A 19,243-nucleotide genomic window follows, 5' to 3' on the forward strand; every position below is an offset into this window, starting at 1 on the left:
ACCTCAACTATGAATGGACCCATGTCACACAATTCTGTTTTTCGTTCACTGATCGCCCTCCTGCTTGTCGTGCTGATGCCCGTTGTGGCGTTCGCCCAGCAGCCTCTGTTAATTCCTTCGCCGCCACAGATCGGGGCCAGCTCCTACGTGCTGATGGACCCCCGCAGTGGCGACGTCATTATGGAAAACAACAGCCATGAGCGCCTGCCTCCGGCCAGTCTGACCAAGATGATGACTGCGTACATTGTGGAGCGTGAACTGGCTGAAGGCCGGATTTCCATGGACGATATGGTGCCCATCAGTGTCAATGCCTGGCGCACCGAAGGTTCCCGGACCTTTGTGCGCGAAGGGACTCAGGTGCGGGTTGAGGATCTGCTCAAAGGGGTGATTATTCAGTCCGGCAATGACGCCAGTGTGGCACTGGCTGAATTTGTGGCCGGAAGTGAAGCGGCGTTCACCGATATCATGAACCAGCAGGCTCAGCTGCTGGGGATGACCGACTCCCATTTTGCCAATGCTACCGGGTTGCCGCATCAGGAGCATTTTTCGACGGCGTTTGATCTTGCCCTGCTGGCGCGGGCGATCATTAATGATTATCCGGAGAACTACGGAATTTACGCTGAGAAGCATTTCACCTATAACAACATCCGTCAGCCCAACCGTAATGCGCTGTTGTGGCGGGACCCCACGGTTGATGGCCTGAAGACCGGGCACACCGATGAAGCGGGTTTTTGTCTGGTGGCCTCAGCGGTGCGCAACGATACCCGCCTGATTGGTGTCGTCATGGGGACGCCCAGCAATGAGGCCCGGTCCCAGGAAGTCCAGAAAATGCTCAATTATGGCTTCCGTTACTACGAATCAGCCAAGTTGTTTAGCGCAGGTCAGCAGTTGCTGGACACCCAGGTCTGGGGTGGCGCTCAGAACGAGCTGGCTCTGGGGGTAAAGGATGAAGTGTTTGTGACCATTCCCCGTGGCTCAAAGGATGCGCTGGAGTCAGTGGTGGATATCGACACGGTCATCAAGGCGCCGGTTTCCATCGGGGATGAGCTGGGCCGGATCCGGGTGTCCCTGAACGGCGAGGTACTGCTGGATGAGCCGGTGCTGGCCTTGCAGGATGTGCCTGAAGGGGGGCTGTTCAAGCGTCTTTGGGACGCGATTAAACTGTTTTTTGTGCAGCTGTTCTCGTGAGCGGCTGCAGCAAGCTGAGAGGTAGCTGAGAGATGTCTGAGCCGAAAGCGCCCAAGATTGAGTTCCCCTGCGATTACATGATCAAGGTGATCGGTACGGCAGCGCCGGATTTTCGCGACTATGTGGTGTCTGTGGTGGAACGCCATGCTCCGGGCATCAGCGAAACCGATGTGACGGTCAAGGACAGCCGCAACGCCCGGTTCTGCTCCGTTCAGCTGACGATCGTCGCCACTGGGGAGCCTCAGCTCAAGGCGCTGTTTGAGGAACTGAAAGCCAGCGGCCGTGTTCACATGGTGCTTTGACGAATGGCAGATCTGATTGTCCGTTCACTGGGCCTGCAGCCCTACGAAGTGGTCTGGGAGGCGATGAAATCGTTTACTGCAGACCGCAACGGGGAAACGGTGGATGAGCTGTGGTGCCTGGAGCATCCCCATGTGTTCACCCAGGGCCAGGCCGGCAAGGCCGAGCATATCCTGAACCCCGGTGATATTCCGGTGGTTCAGGTGGATCGCGGGGGGCAGGTGACCTATCACGGCCCGGGTCAGCTGGTGATCTACCTGCTGATTGATCTCAGCCGGGCCAAGCTGGGTGTGCGGGCGCTGGTGGATCATATCGAGCAGGCCATCGTTGAGGTGCTTGCGGATCAAGGTATCGAGGCGGCGCCAAAGGCGGATGCGCCCGGTGTCTATGTTGGAGATGCCAAGATTGCGTCCCTGGGACTGCGGGTCCGGCGAGGGTGCTCTTTCCATGGCCTGGCACTGAATATCGCGATGGATATGTCACCGTTTGCCCGCATCAACCCCTGCGGTTATGCCGGAATGGCGATGTGTCAGGTGACCGATTTTGTGCCGGGTGCGAACGTTGCTGAGCTCTCCCGGGCTTTGTCTGATGCGCTCGCCCGACGCCTCGAGGCACACCCGGTCAGTCACGTCGAGGGCTGGTAACCAGGGCTTTTCTGGTGGCCCGGCCTGTTTGCACTTTTTGTCTGGGAGCCTGCTTTTTTTCAGCTTCGGCGCCGGACAGCCGGTCTGAATATTCGCAGACCCGGTTACGCCCCAGCGTTTTTGCCTGATACAGCCCCTCGTCGGCGTGCTGCAGGCTTCGCTCAATGGTTTTCGATTGTTCAATAGCGGCGACGCCAATACTGATGGTCGCCTGAATCTTTTTACCGTCCACCTCGATGGATTGTGTGGCCACGGCCTCACGGATCCGGTCGGCTGACAGGAAGGCCTCCCGGGCGCCGGTTTCCGGCAACACGACCAGAAACTCTTCGCCCCCCCAGCGGGCAACGATGTCTACTTTTCGACATTCGCGCAGCAGGGTGCGGGCAACCAGCTTGATCATTTCATCACCGGCCAGGTGACCATAGGTGTCGTTGACCTTCTTGAACAAATCAATGTCCATCAACAGGAGCGAGAAAGGCCGATGGTTTCTGCGGTAACGCTCGTACTCGCTCTCAAGCCGCGCATGCCCCTCACGGCGGTTGAACAGACCGGTGAGCGCATCGTGTTTTGCCGCATACTCAAATTCTGAGGCCAGTTGCAGCAACCGCTGTTTGCTGCGCCGGCGGCTCTGGTCGAGGGCATAGCAGGAGACCATCACAAAACCCAGTGCAGACAGCATCAGCAGGCTGAAGTCAGCGCTGTATGGTGTCTTGATAATCATTCCGCCGATCGGACTGAACAGCAGCGCCAGGGCCAGCCATCCGCCAATGCAGCTGATCAGTCCCACCTTTTGGTTGCTGATATAGAACACCACCGGGGGGTAGGCAAACAGCCAGAGCACTCCGGCTCCGTTCTCCACGGCGAAGACCGTCAGGTATGAAAACAACAGCGTGATGAGGGCAACAAATCCGCCGTGAAGCAGGGGCTCACTGCGGCTGAAGCCATAGATGATCGCATTGGTTGCGAGCAAGGCGGCGAACGCACTGAGGGCATACAAGGTTGTGGTGTTACCTTGCATATAGCCACGAACGCTGAACACACTGAGCGCACAAACGCCGGCGACAGTGAGCCAGATAATCAGGGTTGAAACCGGGATTTCACCCTCGATATGGACATTGGCTGCGTTGTTCCTTGAGGCGTCAGAATCAGATATCAAAGCCATAGTGTTTGGTTTTTCGGCGTGACAGAAGGCTACTTTATTATTTTATTGCTTCCTAGCTTAACGCCTATCGGGCAAATTGAATGTAGAAATTCGTAAACTTAGTCTGCTTTGATAGGTTTATGCGTAAATTCTCTGAAAGGCGGTGATGGCGGCGGGTGTTCAATGGCCGAAACGTCGTATTGGGATAGGCTAACCAGTAACCGGAAGCCCATCATTTACCCGTATAATGACCTGAGCACGGGTTCCCTTCATTCGTACATTCTCCTACGGCCTGAGTGATTGGCTTCGGAAAGGATTTCATGGCGTCCAAAAAGACTGGCAACACTGTATCCCGAATCAAGACTGGAAGTTTCGAGCGTCGGCTATCGATGACCCGGGCCGGGCTGTTTGCGGGCACCCGCATGGCTTCGCACATGGCGACCAACTGGTTCAGCAGCAAGGAAAATCGGGAACGTCGTCATCGTGCCATGTTGTCTCGCCAGGCAGAATTTCTGGTCGAGGAGCTGGGCAAGCTCAAGGGCAGTGTGGTCAAGATCGGGCAGGTCATGGCTCTCTATGGAGAACACTTCCTGCCGGAAGAAGTCACCGAAGCCCTGCATACCCTGGAAGACCAGACCACGTCACTGGAGTGGAACGCTATCCGCGTGGTACTGGAGCGGGAACTCGGGACTGCGCGGCTGGCTGAGCTGGAAGTGGACCCGGAGCCCATCGGTGCGGCCTCTCTCGGCCAGGTGCATCGGGCCCGCCGGCTCAGTGATGGCCTGGAACTGGTGCTCAAGGTGCAGTACCCGGGAGTGGCTGATGCCATCGACAGTGATCTCAACGCGGTTGCCCAATTATTGCGAGTCGCCCGGCTGGTCTCCATTGGCCCTGAATTCGAGGACTGGCTGGAAGAAGTCCGGCAGATGATGCATCGGGAAGTTGATTACCGGCTGGAAGCCGAAACGACCGAGCGTTTCAGGCAGATGCTTCTCGGCGATGAGCGCTTTGTGGTCCCCCGTGTATTGCCGGAATACTCGACCTCTCACCTCATGGCCTCTACCTATGAGCCCGGGCATTCCGTCAGTTCTCTGGCCGTTCGTGAGCTACCGCTCGAGCGACGCAGCGAGCTCGGTAAGGCGGCGCTGGAACTGTTCCTTGAGGAGCTTTTTGTCTGGGGAGAGATTCAGACCGATCCAAACTTTGGTAATTATCGTATCCGCATCGCCGGAGAACCCGGCTGCGATATCGAGAAGGACCAGATCGTGCTGCTGGATTTCGGAGCCGTACAAAGTTATCCGGAGAGCTTTCTGGAGCCGGTAAAGCGAATGATTGCAGCGTCTTACGAAGGTAACCGGGAAGGCCTTATTGATGGTGGCGTCGATCTCGGGTTTATGAGCCGGGACTGGCCCGAAGACGTTCTGCACACCTTTGCCGATGTCTGTATGTCGGTGCTGGAGCCGCTGAAGTCTGATCGCAGTCAATGGCCTGAGAATGCCGTAAACCGTCAGGGGCAGTACCGCTGGAAGCAAAGTGATCTGCCTTCCCGGGTGGCGCGACAGGCGGCGCGGTCGGCCATCAGCCGTTATTTCCGGATTCCGCCAAAGGAATTTGTCTTCCTCAATCGCAAGCTGATCGGTGTCTACACCTTCATTTCAGTGCTGTGTTCCGAGTTCAACGGAGAGGCTTTGCTGCGCGCCTACCTCTATCGCGGTGATCGCAACCCGCAGGGCTGAAGCCTTGACCCCATCAGCCTGGGGTTCCGTTACCGAAGGATTCAAGGACGATCCACAACACGACGGCGTAGCGGGCGCCTTTGCCAATGGCGACCAGTGTAATGAAGGTCAGCCAGGGCACCCGCATAATCCCGCCAACCAGGGTCAGTACATCTCCGCCCACCGGCAGCCAACCCAACAACAATGACCATTCGCCATAGCGCAGATACCGTGCGCGTGCTTTTTCCATCTGTTCCCGGCTGAACGGAAACCAGCGCCGATCCTGGAAGCGCTCAACCTGTCGCCCCAGTATACCGTTAACCACCGACCCCAATGTGTTGCCCAGAGTGGCCCAGAACCATAGCCACCAGACCGAGTAGCCCTGGGTGACAAGGCCGCCGAACAGGACCTCGGAATAGGCTGGTAAAAGCGTAGCGGCGAGGAAAGAGGTCAGGAAAAGGCTAAGGTATACCACGTTGATCCCGTTGGGTTGGTGATGGGGGCATGATCGTTACGGCCCAGCGTTCGTTGGGGACGATGGAAGCCGATAGTACCCGCGCCACAGTCGGCATGGTGCAGGATATCGCGATGAAGTGGTTATCTGCCACTGCAGCCCGATATGGTGAAGATGTCAGCGGTCTGCTCAACGCCGCCTGAAAACCTGGCTTGCCCCCTCATTGGTTCTGGCTATCGAGGATATTTGTCCGATTGAGTTTTGTTTTGTCGGCATGGCTGGCATCATGCTCACGGTGATGAGGGTGCGGAGCTTGCCGCACCGGTAATTGATTTGGCAGTTTGTTCAGCGAGAGGAGCGTTTATGGAGCAGGTTACAATTTATGGTCGTATGTCCTGTGGCTTCTGTGTCCGCGCCAGGCAGCTCTGTGAGCTCAAGAACTTCCCCTACCGGTTCGTTAACATGGCGGAAGAGGGCATCACCAAGGCCGACCTGGAGAAGATCATCGGCAAGCCGGTGATGACCGTTCCGCAGATTTTTGTCGGTGACCAGCACATTGGTGGATGCGATGACTTTTTCCTCTACGTGCGGCAGTCCGAGGCGGCTGAGACCGTTGGCTAGTTGTAGACCGCAGTGACAAAAAAGGCGCCCCGGAGGGCGCCTTTTTCATGGCCGGAGGTTGGCCATCAGATGTCAAAAGCGGTTTTCAGCTTCTTCTCCACCAGCTCATTTTTCAGTTTGGCCACCTTGGGCAGGCCATTCTCGAACGGTGGGAAGGCTTCGCCTTCGATCAGGGGCTGCAGGTATTCACGGCAGTCCTGGGTGATTCCGAAGCCATCATCAGTGATGTAGTGGATCGGCATCTTCTTTTCCTGGTTGGCCACTTCACTCAGTGGCGCTTCGCCAATGTGCCAGCGATAGGGGGAAGCCTGTTCGCGGACAATCGTCGGCATCAGCGCCTGTTTGCCGGCCAGAGCCATTTCCACCGCGGCCTTGCCCACGGTGTAGGCCTGCTCAACGTCCGTCGCGGAAGCGATGTGACGGGCGGCGCGCTGCAGGTAGTCGGCCACCGCCCAGTGGTATTTGTAACCCAGGGCATGGCGAACCATGTTGGCCAGAGCCGGAGCGACACCGCCGAGCTGGGTGTGCCCGAAGGCATCCTTGGCACCGGCATCGGCAACAAAGCGGCCATCTTCGTACTGGGCGCCTTCTGAGGCAACCACCACGCAGTACCCGTAGTTCTGAACGCAGTAATCCACCCGTTTGAGGAACGCTTCGCGGTCAAACGGTACTTCCGGGAACAGGATGATATGGGGTGGTTCACCTTCGCCATTGCCGGCGAGGCCACCGGAGGCCGCAATCCAGCCAGCATGACGGCCCATGACTTCGAGAATGAACACCTTGGTGGACGACTCGCTCATGGAACGGATATCAAGGCTGGCTTCCAGGGTGGAGGTAGCAATGTACTTTGCTACGGAACCAAAGCCGGGGCAGCAGTCGGTAAACGGCAGGTCGTTGTCGACAGTTTTGGGGACACCGATACAGGTAATGGGGTAGCCCATTTTCTCGCCCAGCTGCGACACCTTGTATGCGGTATCTTGGGAATCGCCACCACCGTTATAGAAGAAGTAGCCAATGTCGTGGGCGCGGAACACCTCGATCAGGCGCTCGTACTCACGACGGTTCTCGGTCAGGTTTTTCAGCTTGTAGCGGCAGGAGCCAAAGGCGCCGCCCGGAGTATGCAGCAGGGCGTGGATGGCATCATCGGATTCCAGACTGGTATCGATCAGTTCTTCCCGCAGGGCGCCGATAATCCCGTTGCGTCCGGCAAATACCTTTCCGATTTTATCCGGGTTCTTGCGGGCGGTCTGGATAACACCGCAAGCACTGGCGTTAATGACGGCGGTGACTCCGCCGGACTGGGCGTAAAACGCGTTCTTGATGGCCATGTTGGCTGGCGCCTCCTGCTGGTTAAACGGTTGCCGCGCATGATACGTCAATTATTGCCAATTTTCATGGCGGAGACCCCTTATACACGGGTCAATTTGCCCTTGACGGGTGGGGGCGTATACGGGAGGCTTGGCACGGTTCACTTATCAGGGCTGATTTGACATGCATATTCACATCTTGGGCATCTGTGGCACGTTTATGGGAAGCCTGGCGGTACTGGCCCGGGAGTTGGGGCATACCGTCACCGGATCCGATCAGGGCGTGTACCCACCCATGAGCACCCAGCTGGAAGCCCAGGGCATCAGCCTGATGGAAGGCTACGATCCGACGCATCTTGATCCGGTACCGGATCTGGTTCTGATCGGCAACGCCATGTCCCGCGGCAACCCGGAAGTGGAGGCGGTGCTGAATCGCAACATCGACTACATGTCCGGGCCTGAATGGCTGGCGCGGGAAGTGCTGCGCAAGCGCTGGGTGCTGGCGGTTGCCGGCACCCATGGCAAGACCACCACCACCTCGATGCTGTTGTGGATTCTGGACCAGGCGGGATTTGATCCGGGCTACCTGGTGGGTGGTGTGCCAAAAGATTTTCCGGTCTCTGCCCGGCTTGGCAGCAGCGACTTTTTCGTGATCGAGGCCGACGAGTACGACAGTGCGTTTTTCGACAAGCGCTCGAAATTTATTCATTACCGGCCGCGAACGCTGATCCTCAATAACCTGGAATTTGATCACGCCGACATCTTCGACAACGTTGAGGCCATCGAGCGCCAGTTTCATCACCTGGTCAGAACGGTTCCGTCTCAGGGCCTGCTGGTTCGGCCCGCCCGCGACGAACATCTGGACCGGGCACTGGCCATGGGCAGCTGGAGCGGCGTTCAGTCCACGGCCATTGGGGGCGAGAGCGACAACGCTGACTGGCGTGCCGAGTTGCTGAAGGACGACGGCAGCGAGTTCATGGTGATCCATCATGAGCAGCCGGTGGCCAAGGTCCGGTGGGCCCAGACCGGCATGCATAACGTGCGTAATGCACTGGCAGCCATTGCCGCTGCCCGTCACGTTGGGGTGACGCCTGACCACGCGATTGCGGCCCTGAACCGCTTTTCGGGGGTCAAGCGGCGGATGGAACTGCTGGCCGATATTGATGGGGTGCGGGTCTACGACGACTTCGCTCACCATCCCACGGCCATCGCCACGACCCTTGAAGGGCTGCGTAATCAGGTGGGTGATGAGCCCATCCTGGCGTTGATCGAACCACGCTCCAACACCATGCAGCAAGGTGTGCACCAGCAGGCGTTGTTGCCCAGTGCCGATGCCGCGAACCGGGTGTTGTGGGCCAACCTCAACCAATTGGAGTGGCTGGACAGCCTGGTGGCCGCTCATCAGCAAAGCTCTGGTGACCACGAAACCCATCAGGTCGAGGGCTCGGTCGAGGCGCTGATCAGTCGCACACTGGAAGAGCTGACCCAGCCCTGCCATATTGTGGTCATGAGTAATGGCGGATTTGGTGGCATCCACCAGAAACTGGTGGCGGCACTCAAGCAGCGGCTTGGCCACTGAGCGATTTCAGCGCAGGAAACTGACCCATGACAGCCGATCCGGCCGTGCGGAAAACCATCAATCTGGCCTTTACTGGTGCCTCCGGGGCTCAGTATGGTCTGCGTCTGTTGCAATGCCTGCTGGCCGCCGGCTGCCGGGTTCATTTGATGGTCAGTCGTGCGGCCCAGGTGGTGATCGCCACCGAAACCGACCTCAAGCTGCCCGGCAGTCCGCCCGCCATGCAGGAGTACCTGGCGGGCCTCTATGGCGCCGGGGCGGATCAGTTGCTGGTGTTTGGTCGTGAAGACTGGTTCGCCCCTCCGGCGTCCGGTTCGGGCGAACCCGCGCCGCTCGTGGTTTGTCCCTGCAGCACGGGAACCTTGTCGGCCCTGGCGACCGGAGCCAGCAACAACCTGATTGAACGGGCTGGCGACGTTGCCCTGAAAGAACGTCGGACGCTGATTCTGGTGCCGCGGGAAGCGCCTTACTCGGAAGTGCACCTCGAAAACATGCTCCGCCTGACCCGCATGGGGGCGACCATCATTCCGGCCAGTCCCGGCTTCTACCATCAGCCCGGCTCTATAGAAGATCTGGTGGACTTCATTGTGGCCCGCCTTCTGGATCACCTGGGGGTCGACCAGACACTGATGCCCCGTTGGGGGGAAGAGCGGGTACAGCGCAAGCACGGTGGTCAGGACTAACGGCGGTTTTGGCCAACCGGATTGATGTTTTTCACCATTGAGCAAATTCCTGTCGAACACCAGACTCTGTGAATAAACATAACGACAACCACTCACAGGGGTTCAACATGATTCCACGTACTCTTTTCGATGCCGACCTGGAAGGCTTCCGGGATTCCGTCCGCAAGTTCTTTGAGCAGGAAGCGGCCCCCTACCATGAGCAATGGGAAAAAGACGGCCAGGTCAGCCGCGAGCTGTGGACCAAGGCCGGTGAACTGGGCTTCCTGTGCGCCACCATGCCGGAAGAGTACGGTGGTGTGGGTGCCGATTTTCGTTACAGCGCGGTGATCCATGAGGAAATTTCCCGTGCTGGCCTGTCCGGAATTGGCTGGGGCCTGCATTCCGATATCGTGGCTCCCTACATTCTCCACTACGGGTCCGAGGCACAGAAGCAGCACTACCTGCCCAAGCTTGCCAGCGGCGAGATGATCGGAGCCATTGCGATGACCGAACCCGGCGCGGGGTCCGACCTGCAGGGCGTCAAAACCAATGCGATCAAGAACGGCGACCATTACGTTCTGAACGGTTCCAAAACATTCATCACCAACGGCCAGCTGGCGGATGTGGTGATTGTGGTGGCCAAGACGGATCCCAAGGAAGGTGCCAAGGGCACCAGCCTGTTCATCGTCGAGTCTGCCTGGGCGGGCTTTGAGAAAGGGCAGAACCTGAACAAGGTCGGTATGAAAGCCCAGGATACGTCCGAACTGTTCTTCCAGGATGTAAAGATTCCCGAGACCCACCTGTTGGGCAGCAATGAAGGCCAGGGGTTTTTCCAGCTGATGCAGGAACTCCCGGCGGAACGCCTGCAAGTTGCTCTGACCGCGGTGGCCGCGGCGGAAGCGGCCTGGGAGTGGACGCTGGCCTACGTCAAAGACCGCAAGGCCTTCGGTAAGCCTGTCGCGGCCTTCCAGAACACCCGCTTCAAGATGGCAGAAATGAAAGCGGACATCACGGCGGCGCGGGTTTTTGTCGACCGTTGTCTTGAGCTGCATCTTGAGAAAAAGCTGGATGTCACCACTGCGGCAATGCTCAAGCAGTGGACGACCGATCTGCAGTGCAAGGTGATGGATGAGTGTGTCCAGCTTCACGGCGGGTATGGCTACATGTGGGAATACCCGATTGCCCGTGCCTGGGCTGACTCCCGGGTGCAGCGCATCTATGCCGGTACCAACGAGATCATGAAAGAGATTGTTGCCCGTTCCTTCTGATTGCGGGCCAGCGGCCTGACCCGACACACCCGGGTGCCTCTCTTTGGGGTACCCGGTTACTCAACTTTACAATTTGCCAAGCCTATCAAGGTTCCTGCCGGCAAGTTCACATAGAGTATCCGGACAACCACCAACAAGGATAACGGTTGCCGTGATATCTCGTCTGCTTCTACCTCTTTCTCTGACCCTTGCCGCCTTCACTCTGACCGGGTGTGGTGAGGAGTCCGACCCGCTGCCGGTGGACGGCCGGGATTTCGATGCTTCCGGTTATGATCAGTCTGCCAGCTACAGCGGAGTGGTGATTGATGACTACCTGCGTAACGCCCGGGTCTGGCTTGATATTGACGGTGATTACCAATACACCCCGGGCCCAATGACGGTGGTCAGGCCGGGTGGCGGGAGCGTGGTTCTGCCAGGGGGCGAGCCCACCGCAATGACAACGGGAGGCGGCCAGTTCAGCCTCGATATCGGGGAGCTGGATCAGGATCCACTGGTCGCCGCTGACCTTGACCCGCGGGACTACTCGTTGATGGTAATGACGCTGCCGGGTCAGACGGTCGATGAAACCCCGTTGGGGGAGCGCGTGATCGAGCAGGCTTATATGCTTACCGCGCCCAAAGGCGTGCGCACGGTCACCCCGCTGACCACCTTGCTCCGGGCCCGCACCCTGGCCGGATTGGCGGCCCAGTTTGGCGAGTCGGCTGTGCTGGAGGCGGCCTTTCGAGACGTGAACCTGCAACGGGACTATCTGGCGGCAGGGGATCAGCGGATGCATGCCTACGCGCGGGCATTTGTCCGCTTCATGGCGGCGCAGTTCCCGGCTGAGGCTAATGACGCCTTGCGGACCGGCGATGGCACGGAGCGGGTGCTGACCCCGGAAGGGTTCGAGTTGCTGGCGGTTTCGCTGGCCCGTAATTCCGGCGACCTTGTTGCCCTGGTGGATGACGCGGCGCCTTTTGGACATTATGGCAATGTTGATATTGATAGCCTGCCGATGGTGGTGGAGCCCCTGGATCTGAGCAATCCGCTGGTGCTTGCCGAGCAGGTGGTGTTCGCCCATGACCGCAATGGCAGTCTGCCCGCCCGATCGTCAGACCTGCTGGAGTCAGCCCGAATCCAGTTCCGCTACGCGGCGGACGGCCAGTTAATGTCGCTGGACGTGGAAGGCTGTATGGCTCCGTCATTACAGGAAATTGCCCGCCTGGCCGATGCCGGTGGCTATATAGCCAAGACCGGGACCCAATGGTTGCCGGCGGTTTCGCTGTCCCAGCTCAGTCGCGGGTTCATGGAGCAGGAGGGGGTCGATGAGCGCCTGATTTTTGACTGGGCTAACCAGCGGGCGACCTTCGAAACCACGACCTCCTGCCATGCCGGCCTGGAGGCGTCACCGGCACTGGGTGGGGAGCCTGCGATCACGTTCCAGTGGCAAATGGCTGCTGGCCGGGTGAGCAGTATCAGTGATGGCACTCGTACTCTGGTGCCCGACTACAGCAATGAGATCGATGCCTACCGGGGTTATGGTCTGACCGATGCCGGTGGCGAGCTGGAAGCGGTGGCGCTGGCAGCCACCACGGACGATTGCAGTGCCAGTATCCTCGCTGAGGATCTTGGCAGTACCCGGGTGATCAGTCACAGAAAGGCGTATACCTTTGCGGGTTACGATCCCCAACCGGCCTCGTTTATCGATTTGGCGCTGGATTTCGATCGTCGCAATGGCTGGGACCGGCTATTGCAACATGCCTTTCTGAACCCGGAGTGGGCGCCGCTGGCGGCGGGTTCCTACAACGGGTTTGCCTGGAATTTCTTCTATCAGCCGGACAGCCTGATTGTCTCGGCGGACCAGCCCAACCTGGTCAGTGAAGCCTACCTGACCGGTCTTCTCAGCCTCAAAAGCTGTGGCGCCAAGGACACCGCGAGACCAAGCCAGAGCCTGTTCGCCTGGGTGCAGGCGAACTATGAGCGGCTGTCCGGAGCCCTGGCGGGAAGCCTGGTGCAGTAGCCAGATTTACAGGCTGGCCCCGGGGCCCGCACATCAGGCGGGCGCTGGTTTCGGCAGGGTGCAGAATCCGCTCTATGAGCCAGAGTCTGGTTGGAACTCATCAAGGCTCGGGGCGCTCAGCATGATGACCTCTATTTCTTCAATGATTTCTTCCTGACGCAGGGCGCTGCAGGTGCGCCCCAATGCGTCCGATTGCTTGTCGAGATGCTTGACGGCGCGTTCCAGGTGATTGGCGCGGCGATGGTTCTCGGCCATCAGCGATGTGTACAGCAGGGTGTGCAGGGCGGCGAACAGGTGGTGGTCAACCAGCTCCGCCAGAAACTGTGCCGGCGGCAGGTTGAGCATTGGCGGGTGTGGGTAGCCAGGGCCTTCAGGGTAGTGGTTGCTGAAGGCCGGCAGCAGACGTTGGCAGATGACTTCGCCGTTGCCGTGAAAAATACCGTACAGGGCCATGCCGTTGGCCGGTTGCAGTGAGGCGAGTGACGCGGCGATGTTGCTCAGCACGGTGGGTATTTCTTCTGCGACGCTGGCACCCGTGATGAATTCGGCTTTCCGGTGGCCAGGCTCGCAGAGGGGATGAAGCTTTCCGCCGACGGCAATCACCGTCGCTTCCGGCCCGCCAGTGCTGTCGATCTCGGCGTCGGCCTGCCGTGCAATCGCCTGATTGAAATCACCGCAAAACCCCCGTTCACTCCCCAGCAGCAGGTACACCGGCGACAGTCTCTCTGATGCCTCGAGCAACCCGGGGTAGGTGCTGAGAAAGTCTGAGGCCAGTGTCTCTATGCTTTGGACGACGGCCTGTTGGGCTTCGAGGAAGCGGGCGAGTTTTCGGGTTTCCATGTAGGCGAGGGTCTTCATGGAATTCATGATGTTGCGGATTTCACCCACATTGTGGCGGTGGCGTTCCAGCTCCTGACGGCGGCTCATGTTGTCTTGCCTTCGTGGGACCGGAGCCAGTGGGCTGTGGCCTTACGCCATGCCTCACGGGGGCTGTCGAGTCTCAGGCTGGCGTTGTGCACGCCGCTGGCCAGCTGCGCCATCCGGGCGGGAATCTGCTCTTTTGGTACCGCTTCAAACAGACCGTCGTTAAAGGCGACCATCCAGGCCATCTGCACGGTGACCGGCAAGGTAGCCAGCCGGTCTTGCTTGAGCAGCTCCCGTAACACCTGGCCGCGGGCGATGGCGGATTCCATGCTGGCTTCCAGGCGGGCGCCGAAGCGGGTGAAAACTTCCAGTTCAAGGAACTGCAGGTAGTCGAGCTTCATGCGGCCGGCTTCTTCTTTGATGCGTGGATGTTGTGCATGGCCGCCAATTCGGGACACTGAACGGGCAATGTCGATGGCGGGGCGAAAGCCGCCGGTAAACAGTTTGCGATCCAGGTATATTTGGCCATCAGTGATGGAGATCAGATTGGTCGGGATAAAGGCCGCGATCTCCCCCTGCCGGGTCTCGACGATGGGCAGGGCGGTCATGCTGCCACCGCCATGACTGGCATTGAGGCAGGTTGCCCGTTCCAGCAGACGGGCATGGACCGAAAAAATGTCGCCCGGGTAGGCTTCCCGGCCGGGCGGCCGACGCAGCAGCAGCGACAGCTCCCGGTAGGTTTGGGCGTGAGTGGCCAGGTCGTCATAGACCACCAGGGTGTCGCAGCCCTGCTGCATCCAGAACTCCGCCACCGCACAGCCGGCAAAGGGCGCAAGGTGTTGTAGTCCCGGCAGGTTGCTGGCCTCGGCCACCACCACGGTGGTGTATTCCATGGCCCCGTATTCCCGCAGGATTTCGATGGTATCCACCGTGGTCGAGCGCTTTTGGCCAATCAGCACATAGACACAACGAACACCGTTGCCCTGTTGATGAATGACCGTATCCAGCGCCAGGGCACTGCGACCCAGGCCGTTGTCGCCAACGATCAGCTGGCGCTGGCCACGGCCGATGGGTATCAGTGTGTCGATGATCTTGATGCCGGTATACAGGGGCTTGGTAACGAGCTCCCGCGCGACAATGGGAGGGGCTTTGGCTTCAAGTCGCTGCCAGCCGGTTTGCTCCGGGGTGGGGCGTCCGTCCAGGGGGGCGCCCAGTGGATTAATGATCCGTCCCAGCAGCTCGTTGCCGACCGGGATGCTGAGCTGGCGGCCGCTCAGGCGGGCCGCGGTTCCGGCCGTGAGGCGGCTGGTTTCTTCCAACAGAACCGCGCCGATGCGGTTGGTCGTCAGGTCAAACACCATGCCCTGACTGCCATCGGCAAACTCAATCAGATCATCCATCGCCGCGGAGGGAAGGCCGGATACCCAGGCGATGCCATCGCCGACGGCCAGCACGGAGCCTTGTTCGCGGATTCGCAGCCCTGGGCGATAGTCGTTCAGCCAGTCGGCCTGTCTGCTCAGAGGGCCGTTGCTGGCGGAGTTACTCGAAGCCATGGCTGAACTCCGTGAATCCGTTCAGTTCATCGCGGACATTGGTATTCAGCATCCACGGCCCCACGTTGATCCTGATTCCGGCCACCAGCTCCGGGTCCTGCTGGTAGCTGATGGGAGCGGTTAATCCGAGAGACTCCCGCAGTGCCTGCTCAAGTGGCTGCCGATCCTTCTCAGCTAACGGGTAGGCGCTGGTTACTAGAATATCGGAAGGGGGTTCACCCCATTGGCTGCGTATGCGATCCCGGGTGGCGTCGGGTAATTGTGAGAGTTCTTCGGCGGTCAGCGAGAGCAATCGGGCTTCCAGCTCTGGGCCCGCAGCGGCCTCAAGGAGGCGGCTGGCGAATCGGGCGCCCTGGTGCAAGGCGCGGATCTCGCTCTGGCGGATAACTTCGGCCTGCTGGTGCTTGATGGCGCGCCGGGCTTTTTCCCGCTCCTGCTCCAGTTGGCTTTGCAGTACACCCGACTGTTTTGCCCTTTCCGTCTGGAGCTCCTGACTGAGCGCTGACTCGAGCTGCTGGCGTTGTTGTTCCCAGTCGGCCAGGCGGTCTTGGTAGCGCCCCTGCAGTGATTTTGCCTGCGCCTGTTGCTGCTGGACTTCGGCCAGTTGTTGTTCGATGTTTTTCCGCCGCTGATCGATCACCTCCAGCACCGGCTTGTAAAGGAAGCGCTTGAGGATCCAGATCAGGATGACGAAGTTGACGATTTCAAGCATGAAAGTGGACCAGCTCATTTCCACGGTGACAGTCCTTCCTTCGTGATTGCCGGGGCCCGCCCCGGACGTTCTGCGTTATTGCAGCAGGTACGCCAGTAGCGGATTCCGGAACAGGATGATCAGCACGATCACCAGTACGTAGATGGCCAGAGACTCGATCATTGCCAGGCCAATGAACAGGGTGCGCATGATGGCGCGCTCGGCTTCCGGTTGCCGTGACAGGGCATCCAGGGCCCGGCTGATGGCCCACCCCATGGCGATGGCGGGCAGCATGACACCAATGGAAATGCCAAGGATGGCGGCGACAGTGGATGCCAGGGTAAAGGTCGACAGGTCAGGCATGGGTTACTCCTCCGGAGAGCTGCGAAGCTGATGGGACTGGATGCTGCCAGCGACATAGATCAGTGCCAGCATGCCGAAGATGTAGGCCTGCACCAGGGCTTCCACAATGTGCAGCATCAGGATGGGAATCGGGGCCAGGAAGCCGGCCACCAGGAGAATCAGCAGCGCAGCCATTTCGAGGCTCATCATGTTGCCAAAGAGGCGCACCGCCAGAGCGATGGTTCGAGTGATCTCGCCAATCACATGGAACGGCAACAGGATTGGGCTGGGGGTCAGGTAGTGACGCAGGTAAGCCCTGAGGCCCTGGATACGGATGCCAAACCAATGGGTTGAAAGGAATACCAGAATGGCCAGCGCCGTAGTGGCTGACAGGTCGCGTGTCGGGGAGTGGACGCCGGGAATCAGCCCGCAGAGGTTGGCGACCACCAGGAAGATCCACAGGCTGCCAATAAACGGCATGATTTGCCGGGTATGTTGCGGAGCAACCGCAGCGACGGCGTTTTCAATCATCAGCACAACCCCTTCAACGGCGGTTTGCAGGGGCGGAGGGGTCAATTGCAGTCGTCGGGACACCAGCCAGCATGAAACGCCAAGAACGGCGATGATGGCCCAGGTCACGAGCACCGTATTGGTGACCTCGACCGGGCCAATCGAAAAGACCGGTGTGAAGGCGACACCTTGATCATCCATGCGCTACTCCCTGATGAACAGATAAACGTTTACAGCCCCCACAATCACACCGGCCAGGATCAGCCCGATGGTCCATCGCACGGAGTAGCCCTGGGCCATCGTGTCGAGCCAATAGCCAAGGTAGGCGCCCCCGACCACCGGCAATACAAGGATCAGACCCAGGGTGCCGATGTAGATGGTCTGACCAATCAGCGTTGGCCGGTCCCTTTCCGCCTGTTTCATGCGTTGGGCTTGCCGGGCGATCCGTTGGCGAAGGTCGTCCATCTCAGACATGGGGCTCACCCGGTGGTAACGCGGTTCAGGTTCCACAAGCGCTTGAGGGTCTCTTCCTCCATGCGGTGCAGACTTTTTTTCATGCTCAGCAAGGCGTTTTCCTCAGCCAGCAGCTGATCCCTCAGTGCATTGCTGATGCGGGTGTAGTCGTCATCACGCAGGAAGTGGCGTGTGCTCAATGTCAGTTCATTATTGTTGAAATAGAGCACTGCGCCGGGAAGCGCAAGGTAATGCCAGCGTTGGTCCCGGGTGCGGAAGCGGGCGAGTCCCATGACCAGGCAGGTCATGAGGCGGCTGTGCCCCGGGAGAATGCCAAAACTGCCGGAGGCATCCTCTCCGACAAACGATGTGATGTCCGCCAGGGTCTCGGAATGGGTGGCATCCAGCAGATGCAGGGTGAAGGTGTTCATGGGGGAGAGCCCTTTTGTTTTGCCCCGGGGCCCAGGGCGCCTTGCATGTAGCAGGCTTCCTCCGACAGGTGATCGTAGTGTCCGAGCAGGAAGCGCTCGCAGTCCTGGAGGGTGTCTGCCAGCGGCACCGAAACGCCGGGAATACCGGTATGGGCGGCGGTGGTCCAGAACGGCTGGGTCAGGTAGCGTTGCAGCTTGCGGGCGCGAATGACCGTGTTGCGGTCCCTGGCGGACAGTTCCTCCATACCGAGCATGGTGATGATGTCTTCCAGTTCCTGATAGCGGGCCAGATGTTCCCGGACCCCCTCGGCGATGGCGTAATGCTTCGCTCCGAGGGTATGGCGATCCAGCAGTTTGCTGCTGGATTGCAGGGGCTCCACGGCCGGATAAATGCCTTTGCCCGCCTGAGCCCGGGACAGGATCACCGTGGTATCCAGATGATTGAGAATCGCGCTGACCGCCGGGTCGGTCATATCATCGGCCGGTACATAGACCGCCTGTACTGAGGTGATGGCTCCCTCCCGTGTGGACAGGATTCGATCCTGCATTTCAGCGACTTCGGTGGTGAGGGTGGGCTGGTAGCCAACGGTGGCGGGCATGCGGCCCAGCAGGCTGGAGACTTCGCTGCCGGCCTGAACAAAGCGGAAGATGTTGTCCATCACGAACAGCACTTCCTTGTGCAGGGTGTCGCGTAGGTATTCTGCATAGGTCAGCGCTGACAGGCCGACCCGAAAGCGAACCCCGGGGGATTCGTCCATCTGCCCGAACACCATCAGCGTTTGCGGTAGCACCCCGGCCTCACGCATTTCATGCCATAACTCGTGGCCTTCACGGATACGCTCGCCAACCCCTGCAAACACCGATACGCCCTGGTGGAGGGTGGACAGGGCATGAATGAACTCCATGATAAGCACGGTCTTGCCCACCCCGGCGCCCCCGAACAGACCGGTTTTTCCGCCTTTGACAAAGGGGCATAGCAGATCGATGACCTTGATGCCGGTCTCAATCACATCACCAATGCCAACGGCGTATTCCAGGGGCAGCGGTGGGCAATGGACAGAGCGATAGCCCTGTGGTGTGAGCGGCGCGCCGTCGTCCAGGGGCTCGCCAAAAATGTTGAGCAGGCGGCCAAGGCAATCGGGGGTGACAGGGACATGCAGGGGCGTGCCGGTGTCATAGATGGTCATGCCGCGGCACAGCCCGGAGCTGCCATGCAGGGTAATGGCGCGCACCCGATGGTTGTCCAGGTGCTGGTGTACCTCGAACAGGTAGCGTTCATGGTCGAGATAGGCGCATAGGGCCTGATGCAGTGGGGGCAGCGTTTCGCAATGGATCACCGCCACCGGACCGTGAACTTCAGTGAGAGTGCCAATAGGGATAGGGGATCTTGGCTGATCAGCAATCGCCGGATTGACCATGGCCTGATGTGCTCGCCTGTTTCAACGGCAGACAGTACAAGGTTAGTTCAGGGTTGGCGTTTTGTCCGGGAGAGGGAAACGTTTGGGGCAAGCCGGTGCGAAGACA

General features: G+C 59.4%; 21 protein-coding genes. 10 read left to right on the forward strand and 11 right to left on the reverse strand.

The window, feature by feature from the left end; genetic code table 11:
* Positions 1-21 precede the first annotated feature (21 nt).
* Genes BLV11_RS16265 through lipB form a run of 3 tightly spaced genes read left to right on the forward strand, consistent with a single transcriptional unit; the run spans position 22 to position 2,132 of the window.
* On the forward strand, positions 22-1,188 hold the full coding sequence (locus BLV11_RS16265; protein ID WP_091816808.1) for a D-alanyl-D-alanine carboxypeptidase family protein: 1,167 nt from the start codon (positions 22-24) through the stop codon (positions 1,186-1,188).
* 32 nt (positions 1,189-1,220) lie between these two features.
* Positions 1,221-1,490 (forward strand): HP0495 family protein, encoded by a 270-nt coding sequence (locus BLV11_RS16270; protein WP_091816812.1) that lies wholly within the window; start codon positions 1,221-1,223, stop codon positions 1,488-1,490.
* A 3-nt stretch (positions 1,491-1,493) separates the two neighbouring features.
* On the forward strand, positions 1,494-2,132 hold the full coding sequence (gene lipB / locus BLV11_RS16275; RefSeq protein WP_091816815.1) for a lipoyl(octanoyl) transferase LipB: 639 nt from the start codon (positions 1,494-1,496) through the stop codon (positions 2,130-2,132).
* Here the strand turns inward: lipB and BLV11_RS16280 are convergent.
* Positions 2,110-3,294, reverse strand: a complete 1,185-nt coding sequence (locus tag BLV11_RS16280; protein WP_091816819.1) for a GGDEF domain-containing protein — start codon at positions 3,292-3,294, stop codon at positions 2,110-2,112. The genes lipB and BLV11_RS16280 overlap by 23 nt on opposite strands.
* A gap of 299 nt (positions 3,295-3,593) precedes the next feature.
* Between BLV11_RS16280 and BLV11_RS16285 the strand changes: the two genes are divergently transcribed.
* A complete protein-coding gene (locus BLV11_RS16285) occupies positions 3,594-5,009 on the forward strand; it encodes an ABC1 kinase family protein (RefSeq protein ID WP_091816822.1) in 1,416 nt (471 codons plus the stop codon).
* Between the two features lie 13 nt (positions 5,010-5,022).
* Here the strand turns inward: BLV11_RS16285 and BLV11_RS16290 are convergent, their stop codons facing one another.
* A complete protein-coding gene (locus tag BLV11_RS16290) occupies positions 5,023-5,463 on the reverse strand; it encodes a YqaA family protein (protein WP_091816826.1) in 441 nt (146 codons plus the stop codon).
* Between the two features lie 29 nt (positions 5,464-5,492).
* Between BLV11_RS16290 and BLV11_RS18360 the strand changes: the two genes are divergently transcribed.
* Together BLV11_RS18360 and BLV11_RS16295 are read left to right on the forward strand one after the other, a co-directional pair.
* On the forward strand, positions 5,493-5,645 hold the full coding sequence (locus BLV11_RS18360) for a hypothetical protein (RefSeq protein ID WP_175528370.1): 153 nt from the start codon (positions 5,493-5,495) through the stop codon (positions 5,643-5,645).
* 160 nt (positions 5,646-5,805) lie between these two features.
* The gene (locus BLV11_RS16295) at positions 5,806-6,063 is read left to right on the forward strand and encodes a GrxA family glutaredoxin (RefSeq protein WP_091816829.1); all 258 of its coding nucleotides are present in this window, start codon (positions 5,806-5,808) and stop codon (positions 6,061-6,063) included.
* A gap of 65 nt (positions 6,064-6,128) precedes the next feature.
* Here BLV11_RS16295 and BLV11_RS16300 read toward each other — a convergent pair whose 3' ends face one another.
* On the reverse strand, positions 6,129-7,391 hold the full coding sequence (locus BLV11_RS16300; RefSeq protein WP_091816832.1) for a 6-phosphofructokinase: 1,263 nt from the start codon (positions 7,389-7,391) through the stop codon (positions 6,129-6,131).
* A gap of 163 nt (positions 7,392-7,554) precedes the next feature.
* Here BLV11_RS16300 and mpl point away from each other — a divergent pair, with 163 nt between their 5' ends.
* The 4 genes from mpl (at position 7,555) to BLV11_RS16320 (ending at position 12,875) form a co-directional block, all read left to right on the forward strand.
* Positions 7,555-8,949, forward strand: a complete 1,395-nt coding sequence (gene mpl, locus BLV11_RS16305) for a UDP-N-acetylmuramate:L-alanyl-gamma-D-glutamyl-meso-diaminopimelate ligase (RefSeq protein WP_091816837.1) — start codon at positions 7,555-7,557, stop codon at positions 8,947-8,949.
* A gap of 26 nt (positions 8,950-8,975) precedes the next feature.
* Complete coding sequence (locus tag BLV11_RS16310; RefSeq protein WP_091816841.1) at positions 8,976-9,629, forward strand: flavin prenyltransferase UbiX; 654 nt, start codon at positions 8,976-8,978, stop codon at positions 9,627-9,629.
* Between the two features lie 107 nt (positions 9,630-9,736).
* On the forward strand, positions 9,737-10,876 hold the full coding sequence (locus tag BLV11_RS16315; RefSeq protein ID WP_091816844.1) for an acyl-CoA dehydrogenase family protein: 1,140 nt from the start codon (positions 9,737-9,739) through the stop codon (positions 10,874-10,876).
* A 151-nt stretch (positions 10,877-11,027) separates the two neighbouring features.
* Complete coding sequence (locus BLV11_RS16320; RefSeq protein WP_091816847.1) at positions 11,028-12,875, forward strand: hypothetical protein; 1,848 nt, start codon at positions 11,028-11,030, stop codon at positions 12,873-12,875.
* 72 nt (positions 12,876-12,947) lie between these two features.
* Here BLV11_RS16320 and BLV11_RS16325 read toward each other — a convergent pair whose 3' ends face one another.
* The 8 genes from BLV11_RS16325 to atpD are packed head-to-tail and all read right to left on the reverse strand — an operon-like array spanning position 12,948 to position 19,098.
* Positions 12,948-13,802: a F0F1 ATP synthase subunit gamma gene (locus tag BLV11_RS16325; RefSeq protein WP_091816850.1), complete on the reverse strand. Its 855-nt coding sequence runs from the start codon at positions 13,800-13,802 to the stop codon at positions 12,948-12,950.
* Positions 13,799-15,292: a F0F1 ATP synthase subunit alpha gene (locus tag BLV11_RS16330; protein WP_091816853.1), complete on the reverse strand. Its 1,494-nt coding sequence runs from the start codon at positions 15,290-15,292 to the stop codon at positions 13,799-13,801. Before BLV11_RS16330 ends, BLV11_RS16325 begins: the two co-directional genes overlap by 4 nt.
* On the reverse strand, positions 15,279-16,022 hold the full coding sequence (locus BLV11_RS16335; RefSeq protein WP_091816856.1) for a F0F1 ATP synthase subunit delta: 744 nt from the start codon (positions 16,020-16,022) through the stop codon (positions 15,279-15,281). The genes BLV11_RS16330 and BLV11_RS16335 overlap by 14 nt, the downstream gene beginning before the upstream one ends.
* Before the next feature lie 57 nt (positions 16,023-16,079).
* Positions 16,080-16,346: an ATP synthase subunit c family protein gene (locus BLV11_RS16340; RefSeq protein WP_091816858.1), complete on the reverse strand. Its 267-nt coding sequence runs from the start codon at positions 16,344-16,346 to the stop codon at positions 16,080-16,082.
* Between the two features lie 3 nt (positions 16,347-16,349).
* On the reverse strand, positions 16,350-17,036 hold the full coding sequence (locus tag BLV11_RS16345) for a F0F1 ATP synthase subunit A (RefSeq protein WP_091816860.1): 687 nt from the start codon (positions 17,034-17,036) through the stop codon (positions 16,350-16,352).
* A gap of 3 nt (positions 17,037-17,039) precedes the next feature.
* Positions 17,040-17,309, reverse strand: a complete 270-nt coding sequence (locus BLV11_RS16350; protein ID WP_091816863.1) for an AtpZ/AtpI family protein — start codon at positions 17,307-17,309, stop codon at positions 17,040-17,042.
* A 5-nt stretch (positions 17,310-17,314) separates the two neighbouring features.
* Positions 17,315-17,719: a F0F1 ATP synthase subunit delta/epsilon gene (locus BLV11_RS16355; protein WP_091816866.1), complete on the reverse strand. Its 405-nt coding sequence runs from the start codon at positions 17,717-17,719 to the stop codon at positions 17,315-17,317.
* Positions 17,716-19,098 (reverse strand): F0F1 ATP synthase subunit beta, encoded by a 1,383-nt coding sequence (gene atpD / locus BLV11_RS16360; protein ID WP_425433839.1) that lies wholly within the window; start codon positions 19,096-19,098, stop codon positions 17,716-17,718. The genes BLV11_RS16355 and atpD overlap by 4 nt, the downstream gene beginning before the upstream one ends.
* Between the last annotated feature and the right edge of the window lie 145 nt (positions 19,099-19,243).

Source organism: Marinobacter mobilis, assembly GCF_900106945.1.
Taxonomy (GTDB): domain Bacteria; phylum Pseudomonadota; class Gammaproteobacteria; order Pseudomonadales; family Oleiphilaceae; genus Marinobacter; species Marinobacter mobilis.